The organism is Rubrivirga sp. (assembly GCF_049648075.1).
Lineage (GTDB): Bacteria > Bacteroidota > Rhodothermia > Rhodothermales > Rubricoccaceae > Rubrivirga.
This window is the reverse complement of record NZ_JBARYR010000155.1, coordinates 1-13837: the sequence shown is the minus strand read 5'-3', so window position 1 is coordinate 13837 and position 13837 is coordinate 1. Positions and strand designations below refer to the sequence as shown.

The window sequence follows — 13837 nt, the reverse complement described above, 5'->3', positions numbered from 1 at the left end:
GGTGTCGCAGCATCGGGCTAGAAGTCCATGGAATAGAGCGCGAACACCTGCCCGATCGAGAAGTCGTCGTCCGGCGTCGCGTCGGCGCCATAGGTGTAGCGCTGGTACTGGACGGTCAGGAAGATGTCATCGCCGAACCGGTAGCGAAGGCCGGCACCGGCCAGGAGCTCCGAGTCGTCGGTGACGAACGGGGCCGGGAAGTCGCGGACGTCGTTGAACTCCCTGAGTTGCGGCACGTAGTCGCGCCCGCTCGAGGTCCGCGTTTTGAGCCCAACGAGGGCGTCGAGCCGGTCGTAGATCTCGGCCGTCAGCCCGGCCTCGATGAGCACGGACGACAAGTCGACGGCCTCGATGGGCTCGCCGCCACGGCTCGTGTTCTCGAGCTGAAGCCCGAGCGTGACGCCAAGTCCGCGGCTGTAGCCGATGAGCGGCGAGAGCGAGACGTCGGCGGCGGCGCGGACGAGGGCGAAGTCCTTGAGCTCCGTCGTTCCTTGGCCTCGGATCTCTCGCAAGAGCGCGACCAGAATCTCGGCCCTCGCCGGGCCGCTTTCAGGCTCGAACGCGGCGGCAAGCCGGACACCTCGGCGGTTCGGTGTCGCCCGGCCGTACGGAAGCACGTTCCCATAGCGCGGGTCGTAGGCCATCAGCTGGTCCTCGAGCCGGAACGTGTAGATGGACGGGTCGCGCGTCAGGTCGAACAGTCCGATCGTGCGTTGATCACGGTCGTTGCCAATCCGGTTGAACAAGCCCCGCGACCGTGTGTAGTCGACGCGCTTGCTCTGGGCGGCCGCGCTGAAAAAGTCCGGCCCGACGTTGACGAACAAGGCCGAGGCCTCGAGGTCGCGCGACGCGAGCTCGGCCCGGATGCCGGCCTCGATGAACGTGTCGGCCTCGCGGAAAAGGACGCCAGGCTCGAGATCGTCCTCGAGGTCGGACCCCTCTACGTTGCCCATCCCGCCGCCTGCCTCGCCCTCGAGGTCGAGCTCTTCGGACCGCTTGGCGACCGACCCGCCGCCCTCGCCCACGAGGGAGACGGACAGCCCGTCGCGGTCGAGCAGCGAGACGTCGGCGTCGACGGTGACGACGTGGTTGCGGATGCCGGTGTTGGCGTCGCCGGACTCGAGGTCGTCCCAGACGCTGACGTAGTTGACGCCGGCCCGCACCTGCGACCCGAACGAGCCGATGGTCGGGGTCGTCGCGCCGATCCGGCCGCCACCGATCAGGCGCGTCGGCGTGTTGGTAAAGTCGGTCGGGCGGAGCCGGGCGAGAAAGCCGCCGACCTCGACGGCCTCTAAGCCGCGCGACACGTCGAGGCCGAAATCGAACCGGCCGCCTTGGAAGCGGCGCTCGTTCTGGCCCGTGTAGAACTCCTCGTAGTAGACGACCTCCTTTTGGGGCTCGAACAGTTCGGGCGTGTTGACGCGGCCGTCTTCTTCAGGCAAGAAAACGGTAAACGGCGTCAGCGCCAGGTCCATGTCACCCAGGCGGTACGCGAGCGCGTTCGCCACGACGCCGCGCGCCCACAGCTCGCGGACCTCGACGGTGACGCCACTTCCGAAGAAGCCGCCGAACTCGTTTCGGAACCGGAGCACGCCCTGGACCTCCGTCGTCCGGTTGGGCTGGGCACTGACGGCCAGATCGAGGACGAACTCGCCGTCGGCCAGCGTCCCCGCCGTGGTCGTGTCGGTGTCCATCACCCGTCCGCCCAGGTCGGCCTCCTGGATGAAGGCGCGGCCGAGCCCGTTGAACTGGACGCCAGGCCGGACGTCCGTCTCTTGCGGCGCGTCCTGGGCGAGCGCGGCGGGGACGAGCAGGAGCGACGCCAAGAGCGCCGAGCGGAATGCGTGCATGGGCGTCTAGAAAAAGACCTTGAGTTCGAGGGTCGTCTCGGTCCCGGCGTACGTGTCGTCGGGGAAGCTTTCGTCCTCGAAGTCGAACCAGCGGTGGCGGAAAAACAGGCCCGTGCCCTGGGCAACGGTCCAGTCAAATCCGAGACCAATGCCCCGTCCGAACTGGTTGCGAGGCTGGCCGGTCTCCTCTCCGAGCTCGGTAAACCGGCCGCCCTGGGCGTCCTCGAGGCCGAGGTAGCCCGCGAGCACGAAGCCGGGCGCGACCTCGAGGTAGGCGTCGAGCTCGTGGTACTGGACGAAGATGTACGTGTCGTCGTCGGTCGGGAGCGGGCGCAGCGTCGGGTTGGCGGAGCCGAAGCTGCCGAGGTAGAACAGGTAGCCCGGTCGGCCCAGAACGTTCAGGCCGAGCTTGCCCTGCAAGTCGACGGCGTGGAAGTACTTCCGGTTGGTCGGCAGGCCCGTGACGGGCTCGACGTCGGTGAGCGGGACGCGCTCGAACACGCCCCTGAAGAACGAGAACTTGCGCGCGTTCGGGCCGAACTGGGTCGCGCAGACCGCCTCGGCCGGGAACGGGTTGTAGACGCGGGACAACGCGAGTCCGTTGATCCGGTGGACGTACGAGACCTGGTCGGTCGTCGGTGCGAGCTCGTGCGCGAGTCCCCATCCAACGCCAAACTCGGCTGGCCCGGCGCCGAGGCGCGTGTTGACGTTGATGCCGCGCCGGTTGTGCGCGAGCTGGTTGACCTGGGTGATGAGACCGCCTGCCGAGCCTCCGCCGGCTGGGACCGTGCATCGCGGGTCGGCCCGGATCTCGGGGTTGTTGTTGGTCGCGATCTCGCCGTTCTCATTAAAGAAGTGGCGTCCGACCTGGTACACCTGGACGTCGAGCGGGAGCTGGGTCGTCTCAGCCGTCGTCTGTGCGCGGGCCATCAGCGCCTCGCCCCATGGCGACGTGTACTCAGGGCTCTCGTACAGGCTCGCGCCGAACTCACCGCTCAGCGAAACGCCGGCCACCTCGGTCGCCAGTTGCGCGGTGTGAACCTGGTACTGCCGCCGCTCGCCCGACAAGCTGTCGAGCGTCCGGTAGCTCGTGATCGAGTTGAAGGCCGCGAAGGTGTCGTCGCCGAACGCGCGCTGGACCTTGCCACCGACGATGAACGACGGGAGCGACCGCGCCTCGCCACTCAGCCCGGTGTAGATGGGTGAGTCACCGGGCGCCGTCTCGCCAGGCTCCGTCAGGGCGCCCGGAAGCCCACCGTTCGGTTGGGTCTTGCCCCAGAACACGTCGAAGTCGAGGTCGCCCGGCAGGCTGCGCCCGTCCAGAATGAGGCCTTGAAAGGCCTGGTAGTTCCACCGCTCGTCGCCCACTGCCCTCGAGCCTGTGGTGAAGTAGCGCTGGTACTTGTCGATGCCGTCGACGCCTTCCCACGGCGTCCGGTCGAAGATCGAGAACCGGTCGAGGACCTGGTAGACCCCGATCGTGAACGGGCTCAGGTTGTACCAGTGGATGCCGCCCGCGCGGACGCCGTAGTTGCCAACCTCGGTGCGGAAGTTGCCGTAGAAGTTGACGCCCAGGTTGAGCGAGACGATGTCGTTCTCGGACTCGATGCCGTCGTAGGGCGTGAACACGAACAGCTCCGTCGCGAAGCTCGCGCGCCCGCTCGGCCGGCCCAACACGGTGACGGACATGGCCGGCTCGCGATACCCATCCCCGACGCCGTAGACCCGCTCGAACGGGGCCAGATTGGGGTACGCCTCGCTAAAGTCCCGGCCGTACAAGAACAGCCGGTAGTACCCGAACGCGGTCAGCGAGACCGGCCGCTCGCGCAACTCGGCCACCGTGTCGGGCTCGGCGGCACCGACGCGGTTCCAGTCCTCGCCTTCGAAGACACCCGCCAGCTCCGTCGTGTCCGGTCCGACCTCGAGGTCGGGCGCCACCTCTCGTTGCTTCGGTTCCTCCTCGAGGTCGGTCGAGAGCGGGAACGCGTCGTCCTCGAGGACGATTGCGAGGGCGACCGCCGCGTCCTCGATGGTGATGGGAGCGGCGTCGGCCATCCTCGAGGGCGGCTCGGCCGGAGGTGACACGGCAGGCGCCTGCGCTCCAGCCGCCGCTCCGAGCGCGACGCTCAGCGCGAGCGCGCACAGGGTGCGAACCGGGACGAATCGCGAGCGGGTCGGAGGCTCCATCGAGGTCGGTCAGAGAAGGAGCCGCCGCCGAGGCCGTTGCCCCGGCGGCGACTCGGGGTCGTTAGCGGACGACGGTCAAGCGCGTCGAGGCCATTCCACCGTCGGTCTGGACGCGGACGACGTAAACGCCGGCCGGGAGATCGTCGGTGGCGACGGCCAGGCGAACCGGTCCTGCAGCCCGGACGCCGTCGGCGACCTCGAGGACGCGGCGGCCCAGCAGGTCGATGACGTCGATGGAGACCGCGGAGGCGACCTCGAGGTCGAACGCGACCGTCGCGGCGCCGGCCGTCGGGTTCGGGAATACCGACGGAGCCTTTGCCAGCGCAGGTGGAAGCTCTTGGGACGTGGGGAGGGACGGCGCGCCGACTCCCACGCCGTCGATGGCGAACTCGAACTCGGACGTTCCCGCGTCCCCATCGCCGGGGACCTGGAGGAACGTGAATACGACGTTGAAGATGTCCGAGATGTCCGCTGGTGCTGCCGTCGTCTGGATGAACGCTTCTAGCGGAAGGCTCACCGCGCGGTAGTCGCCACCCGTATCGCTCAGCCGAAGCGTCTCGCGGTTCTCGCTGCCACCTACGGCCGCACCGCTCTGGAGATTGATCTCGAGGACGGCGGGGCCGTTTGCGCGATAGAAGAAGTTGAACGACGTCCCCGATGACGCATCGAGGGGGCCGCCCGGAAGCGTCCGGCCAAATCCGGCAAACCCGCCGAAGTCGTCGCCGTCGATCGATCCTGAGAAGGCGTTCGCCGAGCCATCGGGAGTGTCCGTGGACGCGGTGGCGCTAATGCCCTCTCCGCCCTGGAAGTAGAAGTAGTCGTTTGTATCTGCAAAGTCACCGTCGTCGAAGTCGAGCGCGGAGATCGAACTGTTGAACGAAATCCCATCGACGAGACGAATCTGGTCCACCAAGAGGTTGACCTGGTTTGCATCGGTTGTGCCACCTGCGACAGCGTCGATCACGGCGAACACGACGTTCTGGATCGCGCTCACGTCGAGCGGAGCTTCCGTCTGGAAGAACGACGCCAGCGGGAGGGCGTACTCGGTGAAGCCGGCCAGGTCGCGCTCGACGAACCGGAGGGCGTTCCGGATCTCGCCGTTCGCTGCGCCGCCGGCTGCTTGGTGGTTTATCTCCAACGTCGCCGTTCCATCTACCGTAGCGCTGAAGACTAGGTACGGATCTGCCACTCCCGACGCGTCGACAGGAGCACCGGGGAGGTCCCGGCCGAACCCCGCAAACCCACCGTACGTGGCGGGGTCGATGTCGACCTGGAGGCTGGCAGCCGTCCCGTCTGCTCCGGTGTCATTAATGGTGAGGACAGGCTCTGCCCCACCGGCAAACACGAAAAACTCCGAGAGATCCTGATCCTCGAAGTCATCGATCACGAGGATGGGAGACTGCGCATTCGGAGTCGTCGACAGTGCGAACCCCGCGAGCGCAACGAGCAGAGTACGGAAAGAGAGGGAGGGTAGCATGGGTCAGTCAGTGGTGGGACGGGGGGTGGAAGGGCTTCCGAGATAGGATGTAGAAAACCTTTTCGCGACGAACAGTTCCGCCATTACTCCAGCTAGGTCAAAAGGCATTGAGAATCGCCCTAGGTGAGCGCCTCGGCGTCGGCAGGGGTCGTCGAGTCCCGTACGACGACTGTGACCGGAGCGACCTCGTGCCGGTAGGGCTCCGGATCGGCTCTCTCGTTGATCCTGGAGACTACCCGGCGGACGGCCCGCGCCCCAATTTCTCGGATCGGAACGTGGACGGTGGTTAGCGCAGGCACGGTGTACCCCGTGCTGGGGAGGCCGTCGAACCCACAGACGGAGATCTCGCCGGGTACGGCGACGTTGGCTTGGTGAAGCGCGCTCATGAGGCCCAGTGCGCAGTAGTCGTTGGCTCCGATGACGGCGGTCGGCCGAGGAGACATCGCCAAGAGGTGGGCGGCGGCCGCGTGGCCTGCTTCCCGGCTGTAGCCGCCGTCGATTTCAGTGGCCTCGAGGTCGGCGTGGTCCATGGCATCGCGGTAACCACGCACGCGTTCCTGGGCGTCCCAGGCCTCTGCGGGTCCCCGTACGTACGCGATCCGACGGTGCCCCTCGTTTTGGAGGTGGCCCGTGAGGTCGCGGACTCCCCCGTAGTTGTCGAAGTTGAACACGTCGGCCTCGAGGGCGTCGTCGGGCCGGGTGTTGAGGAAGGCCACGGGCACGCCGGTGGACAAGATCGAAGCGGCGCTGATCGACTCCGTCTCGGGCGCGGCTACGATCAGGGCGTCGACACGCTTGTCGAGGGCGCGTGCAGCGCGCCGGAACTCCTCTGTCCGGCAGTGGGACGTCGAGACGACGAGGAATCGGCCGGCGTCTTGGGCGGCCTCGTCGAGACCACTGAGCAGCTCTGAAAAGAACTCGCCCGTCACGAACGGGAGGAGCACACCGATGCCGCCGGTCCGCTTGCCCAACAGGCTGAGGGCGGCGGGGTTTGGGGCGTAGTCCAGCGCTTTGACGGCCTCGAGGACGAGAGCCCGTTTGTCGTCGTTGACGGGCGATGACCCGTTGAGGACGCGGGACACGGTCGAGATCGAGACGCCGGCTCGGCGAGCGACGTCGTGGATGGTGGCCGTCATTGTGGTCGAGGGGACGCTGGAGACTACGCCACCTTCACTGCTGAGATGCCCGACTGCGGCTCGCAGCGGATACCGCGCCCGTCGGACGCTGCGCTGTGTCCTAGTTGGTTGTCCCGGTGCTCGGGGGCGTGCCAACGGGCTCGCGTTGCGTCGGCGACTCCGCGCTCGTGGCCGAGCTGGAAGCCTCGACCGTGTCGCCGGCGAGATCATCGGCGTGGTCGGTCAAGAGGCTGGCCTGTGCGAATGCAGCCGACACCGATAGGACTGGGTCAGTCTCATCTCGAGCCCGAACAAAGGAGACGTGGGCCTGTGACTCAGTCGAGCTGCACCAGACCCCAGACCCATCACACACCCATACCAGCCGTGATCGACGGCTGACGGTTCGACACGGTCATTGGAGTACCGCTCCTACGAGCGGGAGGGTCGGTTGCTAGGACAAGACCCTCGGCGAGTCCTGGCCCGGATCATCCCTACGAGCGCTGGACTCAGGCGCAGTCGTTGCGGATGAGTGCGAGGTCGCTAGTCGCTACCAGGGCCCGCCCCGTCCCCAGCACAGGCGAGGGGGAGCCGTAGACGTGAGCGGGCGAGTACCGGCCTCGAGGCCGCTCGAGCTCGAGGTTGAAAAGGGTGGACGGCCGCCGGCCATGAACCGGCAGAAGGTGGAGCAAGCTGCGACGCTCGTGTCTCAAGAGGACTCGGTCGTCGCCCTACCGCTATGCCTCACCGGTAGGTGAGATCGGGAGGATGCCCGAGAGGTAGGCGATGTCGAGACCGAGGGCGTCACGGTCTCCGGGAAACGGAGCTTTAGCTCATCCGACCGAGATCGATACTCTCGACTCACGTCTCCCCTCTGCCCATGGCGTCCGGACCTTACCCCTCGTGCGCGGCCGCCGTCCTCGCTCCCGACCGACTCGACGCCCTCGCTCGCACGGGTCTCCTCGACGCTGCCCCCGACGCCCGCTTCGACCGCATCTCGAGGCTTGTGAGCACGGTCCTCGACGTCCCCGTCGCCCTCGTCTCGCTCGTCGACGCCGACCGCCAGTACTTCACGTCCCAAGTCGGCCTCCCCGAACCCACAGCAGCCGAGCGCGAGACGCCCCTCTCGCACTCGTTCTGCCAGCACGTCGTGGCTCAGGACACGCCCCTCGTGATCGAGGACGCAAGGCAGCACCCGGTGCTCCAGACGAACCACGCCATCGCGGACCTCGATGTCGTGGCCTACCTCGGCGTCCCCATCCACGCCCCGACCGGTGAAGCGCTCGGGTCCCTCTGCGCGATCGACTCGCGACCCCGCTCGTGGACGGCCAGCGACCGCGAGTCGATCGAGGCGTTGGTCGCGTCGGTCGAGGCCGAGATCGCGCTCCAGGCCGAGCTCGAGGACCGCCAGGCCGCCGAGGCCGTCGCCGTCGCCGAGGCCGAAGCGCTCGCGTCGGTCCTCACCGTCAACTCCGCACTCGCGGCTGAGCTCGACCCCGACCGGCTCACGCAGGCCGTCGTCGAGGCCGGGGTTGAGGCGACCGGGGCCGTCTACGGAGGCTTCTTCTACCGACCCGGCAGCGGCGACGCGTACCTGTTCGCGGCCGTCGGCGTGCAGCCGGAGCTCGCCGAGCAGTTCGCCGTGCTCCACTCGACGCCCCGTATCCTTTCCGCCTTCGGGACGCTCCGTCGCTGCGCGGACGTCGGACAAGACCCGGACCTGGCGTGGGTCGAGGAGGCGGCCCGGGCGTCGACGACGGTTCGAAGCCTGCTCGTGGTCCCGGTGGCGAGTTCGGCGGGTGAGCCGGTCGGGACGTTCCTGTTCGGCCACCCCGACGCGGACGTGTTCGACGCGCGCGCCGAGCGGGTCGCCGTAGCGATCGCGGACCAGGCCGCGGTCGGACTCCAGAACGCGCGCCTCCACCACGCCCTCGACGAGAGCGAACGGCGTCACCGGACGGTCCTCGCGGAGCTCTCGGACGTCGTGTTCCAGACTGACGCGGACGGCCACTACACCTACCTCAACCGCGCCTGGGCCGACCACACGGGGCACGCGGTCGAGAGCATGCTCGGGCGCTCTTTCCTCGACTTCGTCGCACAGGACGCCGAGGCGCTCGCGAGCTGGTTCGCCGTGGTGGTGAGCCGCACGTCCGACGACGGCCCCTCGGACAACTCCCTCCGCGTCCAGTTCGCGTGTGCTGACGGGTCCGTACGCCACTTCGAGGTGCACGGGCGGGCCTTGTTCGATTCAGCCGGAGCCTTCTGCGGATCCGCCGGGACGCTCACCGACGTGACCGACACCGTCCGCTACCAGGTCGAGCGCAAAGCGCGAGAGGAGGCCGAGCGGATGGCCCGGCTCCAGGCCTCGTTCCTCGCCAACATGAGCCACGAGATCCGCACGCCGCTGACAGCGATCCTCGGCAACGCCGAGTTCCTGGCCGAGGAATCACCCGACGACCTCCGCGACGTCGCCGACTCGATCCACCGGGGCGGCCAGCGGCTCATGACCACGCTCAACTCCGTGCTCGACCTGGCCCAGATCGACGCGGGGCGGATGGAGCCGCGTCCTGTCGCGGTGGACGTGCAGGCGAACTTGATCAACACGGTCCGTTCTCTCGTCCCGCTCGCCGACGCCAAGGGCCTGAATCTCTACGCCGCCGTGGCCGGTCTGCCGGCGGTGCTCGTTGACCCCGGGCTGCTCGACCGGGCGGTGTCGAACCTGCTCGGCAACGCGATCAAGTTCACCGACCGAGGCTCGGTCACGCTCCGAACGAGCTTCGAGGCCGACCGGCTCACGGTCGAGGTCGAAGACACGGGGATCGGGATCGAGCCCGACGTCCGAGACCGGCTGTTCGACCCGTTCCAGCAGGCCTCCGAGGGGCACGCGCGGACGCACGAGGGCAACGGGCTCGGGCTCGTCATCGTGAGCCGGGTGGCGGAGTTGCTTGGCGGCGAGGTCGCGGTCGAGAGCCAACTCGGGGAAGGCTCACGGTTCACGCTGTCGGTCGCGGCACCGCAGGTGGCTCCTGAGACGTGCGCGTAGCTATCCGCCGTACACGCTTAGTCTAGCCGTACACGCGCTCGGTCTGCGCAGCGGCACGCCGGTAGATGCGCGCGGCCTCGAGGTCGCCTCTCTGGTCGGCTTCGGCCTCGAGGAAGCCGAGCTGCAGGACGGCTCTTCTTACGCCCTCCGCCTGTGGCTCCTCCTCAGTGTGGGCCTCGGCGAGCGCGTTGGCGGCTACGGTTGCCGCCCTCGTGAGGCTGTCGTTCGTCTGAGTTGGGACGAGGTGCACGGTTCGCGTTTCGGCTGGGGCCGGCAATCGTACCCGACGCTGCTGTCAACAGACCGTCACGCCAGTAAGGAAAAGGCCTGCGCCCTCCGGCCCCAATGCGAAGCTCAACCGGAGCCGAGTCGTGGGCACGTCCGCTGTTCCCGAAGGCCTCTGGGCCGGTGTCCGAACTACTCTGGACATGATCCGTCCTCGAAGGCGAGATCGCTCACGCGTACCCTGGCGGAAGCGGAAGAGCTGCGAACCCGGTCTCACCGACAGACCGTGAACGATCACGCGCGGAGACCTCGACGACGTGGTGGACCCGGAAACACGTAACCTATGTCTCCCAACAACATGGATACAGGAGCAGTGGGCGGTGAGGGATTCCACTCTGTGCTACTCTGTGCATCTCGTTCTCGCACTATGTAGCACATAGTCCCGCAATGCGTGGTTTAGGTAGGTGAGAGCAACATGGTCTCGCACTCGGTGACGTACTTTGTTGGACCCAATGTTGGACCCGGGTCCAACACCAGCCCCGTGTCCAACGTCACCGCCACGCTCTACCAGAAAGCCTCGAAGGCCAAGGCCGACGGGACCGCCCCGGTCTACGTCCGCGTCACGGCCAACCGGAAGTCGACCCTCGTCTCGACCGGGATCTACGTCGAGCCCCGGCACTGGAACAAGGCCCGGGGACGCGTCCGCGCCGGCCACGACCTCGCCGACGCCTACAACGCCCGGCTCCAAGGCGCCCTCAACGACGCCCGCGAGGCCGCGCTCTCGGCGACATCGGCCGCCGCTGTCAAGGACGCCCTCGACGGCCCAGGCGGCTCGCTCACGGCCTACGTCGAGCGGTTCATCGAGCGGCTCCGGGCCAAGGGCGACACGGCGCACTGGGAGGTCAAGAAGTACTCGACGACCCTCGCCAAGCTCCGCGGCGCGCTCGGGGCCGAGCTCTCGTGGGCCGAGGTCGACCGCGACGCGCTCGACGCGTTCGAGCGGTACTGCCGAGAGACGAAGGGGAACGCGCCGAACACCGTCCGAAAGGAGCTCGTCCGTCTGAGGACCGTGTACCGGGCCGCACTCCGCGACGGGGTACTCTCGGCGGCCGACGACCCGTTCGTGACCTACACGATGCCGAGGAAGGAGCGGGTCGAGCGGCGGAAGCTCACGCTCGAGGACGTCCAGGCGCTCGCGGCGCTCACGCCGGAGGACGGCGTGGCCGACGGGTCGGTCGAGGCCGTGGCACGCGACGCGTTCGCGTTCTCCTTTTACGCGAGCGGCATGCGGTTCGGCGACGTCTGCTGTCTCAAGGCGGCCGACGTCCGCGACGACCGAGCGACGTACCGGACGATGAAGACGGGCCGGCCGCTCTCGGTCCCGCTGCCGCCGCCGGCCACTGAGATTGCTAATCGCTACGCTGAGTCGGCAGCGACGCGCGGCGGATTCCTGTTCCCGTTGCTCCGCGAGGGCGACGACCGCGACGGCGTCACGCTTCGGAAGCGGATCTCGAGCCGGAACGTCCAGGTCAACGCCGCACTCAAGCGGCTGGCTGACAAGGCCGACCTCGAGCGGGAGGGCCTGAGCTTCCACGTCGCTCGCCACAGCTACGCCGACCACGCCCGGACGACGAGCGGCAATCTGTACGCGATATCTAAGTCGTTAGGTCATAGCAATTTATCTGTCACGGAGGGCTATCTCGCGAGTCTGGACCGTGATGCCGTCGACGGCTTGGCCGAGGAGTTGTGGAGCTGAGCGACCTGTTCACAGACAAGGCCAAGACGGCCACCAAAGGCGTATACGAGAACCTGTACGTACAGAGGCTCCCGGACTACTTGTGGCCCGACCGCGACACTACAACTGTCTTCTCTGAGTGGGAGCTTGCCCGGCTCCGTACGGCTGACGAGTACGCAAAGCCCATCTGGGACGAGGTCCGCGAGCTCCTATCCACGGGGCAGAGCTCGGTCGGCGCCGACGCGTGGCTCTCTCGCATCCAGGCGCACGTAGCGCGAGTCGACCTCGTCGCAGGGCCGAGAGACATTCGAGCTCGAGCGCTGGACTACGCCTTGGTCGCGTTTGACGCCGAGCTCAGGTGGGCGGGAGACGATACCATCGTTCAGGACTGGCTAGGCGGTGACGGAAACGACAAGGATCGTCCGGCGTGGACTTGGGAGAACGACGGCGACGTGTGGCGGCTCTTCGTCCACGGTATGTCGGACGTCCTCGGTCCGGGCCAGCCGACAGGGACCGTGGACGGCAGCACCATGTGGGAGGCCGCTATCGAGACCGCTCGGGGCGAGCTTGAAGCTCTACGAACGGACCTTGCGCCGCTCGACGAGCTCCGAGCCGCGCTCCGGTTTCAGTCGGCCGTCATCGAGCGAGCGCTCGCGCACTATGCCGTAGACGGATCTCTCAGTCCCTACGTGCCCCGTGCCGAAGTCGACTTCGACGGCCCGTTTCCGATGACGCACGAGGGCGCCGAGGACGTTTCTGTCGAAGACAAAGAGGCCTTCGTCCGTGCGGCGCACACCGTGATTGAGAATGCGAGGGGAGACCGCACGTTCGGTGGGAAGCTAGAGTTGCTCACTGAGATACAAGAAGAGTTAGACTGGTCGAGGGACCGAGCGAAGGACACGGCGGTCGCTATAGGTGCGTACCGGAAGCGGGGCCGTGGTCGCTCGCTTAGAGAGGTAGAGTTGGAGGACTTGAACCAATTCGCGAGCCAGATCGGTGAGCTACACCGAAGGCTCTGACGGGATTAGTGGGGAGGACACGTGAAGGTTGCAATTGCCCAATTGCGGCTGAAACACGGGCTAATTGGTCGGTACCGACCCCCCATACCCTCCGGCTTCATCCCCCCGAAGCCGCATGGATCCGATCTCTCTCGCCGTCAAGGCCGCCTTCACGGCGGCCCTTCATGAGACGCTGCCGCAGGCGGTCCACGACGCCGTCCTCGAAGCGCTCCCCAGCGCCGTACGCCTCGCCTCGCTTCCGCTCTTGCTCACGCGCGCCGAGCTCGCAGAGTTGACCGGCTGGTCCCTCCGCAAGGTCGACTCGATGCGCCAGAGCGGCCGCTTGCCGTACGTCCGAGTCGGCCGCGCAGTCCGGTTCCGCACGTCCGACGTCGAGGCGCTCCTCGACGAGGCCCGCGTCGCCGCCCGCGTCGACGCCGACGCGGCTTAGCCCCTACAAGCGACTCGCCGAGCCCCGGTGGCGGGGCGGCTCGTGGACGGTCCCCATAGTAATCGGGACAACGACCACGAACTCGTCGGCGAGCACACAGCACACGCTCATGCTCTCTTGCGACACCGCGATCCTCTCTACGACCGAGCTCGCCACGCTGGCCGGCTCGGACGGGGTCACCAACTACAGGACCACCGTCGACGCCGACGGCGTGGTCACACGCGAGACGGCCTCCGTGGACAACCTCAAGGTCACCGTCACGTCGACTCGGACGCGCGTCCACGGCAGCGTCTCTAGCTACATCTATGGGTCGAACTTCCCCGGGGTTGACTTCGACCCGGCCGACGTCGGACCCGCCCTGGACGACATCGCGGGCCGCATCGGTCTCCCAACCAGCGCCGTGCGTGACGCCCGCGTGAGCCAACTCGACGCGGCCGTCGACGTCGTCGTCCCGCGCCCGGTCCCGACGTACGTCGCCGCTGTGAGCGGGCCGCCGGGGTTCAACACGTTGGCGTTCTCGGACTCGAGCGTTGCGTTCACCAATACGCTCGTCAAGCTCGCGGTCTACGACAAGGTCGCCGAGCGCCGCGCCCGGCGACAGACCGTCCCTGAGCGCTACGAGGGCACAAACGTCGTCCGCTTCGAGGTCCGGTTCAAGCGCCCCGCTCGCACGCTGGAACATGCCCTTCGTGCCGAGATGATGTCCGAGCCCACGTTCTACGACGAGGTCGCCGGCCACGTCATGGGCCGGTTCGAGAG

The 13837-nt window shown here is 67.4% G+C and carries 10 protein-coding genes; 5 read left to right on the top strand and 5 right to left on the bottom strand.

The genetic code is table 11. The features are described 5' to 3' along the window. Window positions 1-17: 17 nt before the first annotated feature. From WBA11_RS04415 to WBA11_RS04400, 4 genes are all read right to left on the bottom strand, one after another. Window positions 18-1850, bottom strand: coding sequence for a hypothetical protein (locus tag WBA11_RS04415; RefSeq protein ID WP_424519515.1), 1833 nt, complete (start codon window positions 1848-1850; stop codon window positions 18-20). Window positions 1851-1856: 6 nt separating this feature from the next. After that, window positions 1857-4037 carry a hypothetical protein gene (locus tag WBA11_RS04410; protein ID WP_424519514.1) on the bottom strand — a complete coding sequence of 727 codons (2181 nt, stop codon included), beginning with the start codon at window positions 4035-4037 and terminating at the stop codon, window positions 1857-1859. Window positions 4038-4098: 61 nt separating this feature from the next. Then, complete coding sequence (locus WBA11_RS04405; RefSeq protein ID WP_424519513.1) at window positions 4099-5424, bottom strand: T9SS type A sorting domain-containing protein; 1326 nt, start codon at window positions 5422-5424, stop codon at window positions 4099-4101. Between the two features lie 209 nt (window positions 5425-5633). Next, on the bottom strand, window positions 5634-6650 hold the full coding sequence (locus WBA11_RS04400; RefSeq protein WP_424519512.1) for a LacI family DNA-binding transcriptional regulator: 1017 nt from the start codon (window positions 6648-6650) through the stop codon (window positions 5634-5636). A gap of 856 nt (window positions 6651-7506) precedes the next feature. Between WBA11_RS04400 and WBA11_RS04395 the strand changes: the two genes are divergently transcribed. Next, on the top strand, window positions 7507-9669 hold the full coding sequence (locus WBA11_RS04395) for an ATP-binding protein (RefSeq protein ID WP_424519511.1): 2163 nt from the start codon (window positions 7507-7509) through the stop codon (window positions 9667-9669). Between the two features lie 22 nt (window positions 9670-9691). On the opposite strand, the gene WBA11_RS04390 is transcribed toward WBA11_RS04395, so the two are convergent. Beyond that, complete coding sequence (locus WBA11_RS04390) at window positions 9692-9919, bottom strand: hypothetical protein (RefSeq protein WP_424519510.1); 228 nt, start codon at window positions 9917-9919, stop codon at window positions 9692-9694. Window positions 9920-10435: 516 nt separating this feature from the next. Here WBA11_RS04390 and WBA11_RS04385 point away from each other — a divergent pair. The 4 genes from WBA11_RS04385 to WBA11_RS04370 form a co-directional block, all read left to right on the top strand. Further along, entirely contained in the window at window positions 10436-11650 is a 1215-nt protein-coding gene (locus WBA11_RS04385; RefSeq protein ID WP_424519509.1) for a tyrosine-type recombinase/integrase, read from the top strand. Continuing rightward, window positions 11641-12648 carry a hypothetical protein gene (locus tag WBA11_RS04380; protein ID WP_424519508.1) on the top strand — a complete coding sequence of 336 codons (1008 nt, stop codon included), beginning with the start codon at window positions 11641-11643 and terminating at the stop codon, window positions 12646-12648. The genes WBA11_RS04385 and WBA11_RS04380 overlap by 10 nt, the downstream gene beginning before the upstream one ends. Window positions 12649-12763: 115 nt before the next feature. Then, complete coding sequence (locus WBA11_RS04375) at window positions 12764-13078, top strand: helix-turn-helix domain-containing protein (RefSeq protein WP_424519507.1); 315 nt, start codon at window positions 12764-12766, stop codon at window positions 13076-13078. Window positions 13079-13187: 109 nt separating this feature from the next. Beyond that, on the top strand, window positions 13188-13837 hold a 650-nt coding region (locus WBA11_RS04370; protein ID WP_424519506.1), incomplete at its 3' end, for a hypothetical protein.

Coding starts and splice junctions, on each gene's coding strand:
- WBA11_RS04415 (WP_424519515.1), bottom strand. CDS start 1,850: ATGCACGCATTCCGCTCGGCGCTCTTGGCGTCGCTCCTGCTCGTCCCC.
- WBA11_RS04410 (WP_424519514.1), bottom strand. CDS start 4,037: ATGGAGCCTCCGACCCGCTCGCGATTCGTCCCGGTTCGCACCCTGTGC.
- WBA11_RS04400 (WP_424519512.1), bottom strand. CDS start 6,650: ATGACGGCCACCATCCACGACGTCGCTCGCCGAGCCGGCGTCTCGATC.
- WBA11_RS04395 (WP_424519511.1), top strand. CDS start 7,507: ATGGCGTCCGGACCTTACCCCTCGTGCGCGGCCGCCGTCCTCGCTCCC.
- WBA11_RS04375 (WP_424519507.1), top strand. CDS start 12,764: ATGGATCCGATCTCTCTCGCCGTCAAGGCCGCCTTCACGGCGGCCCTT.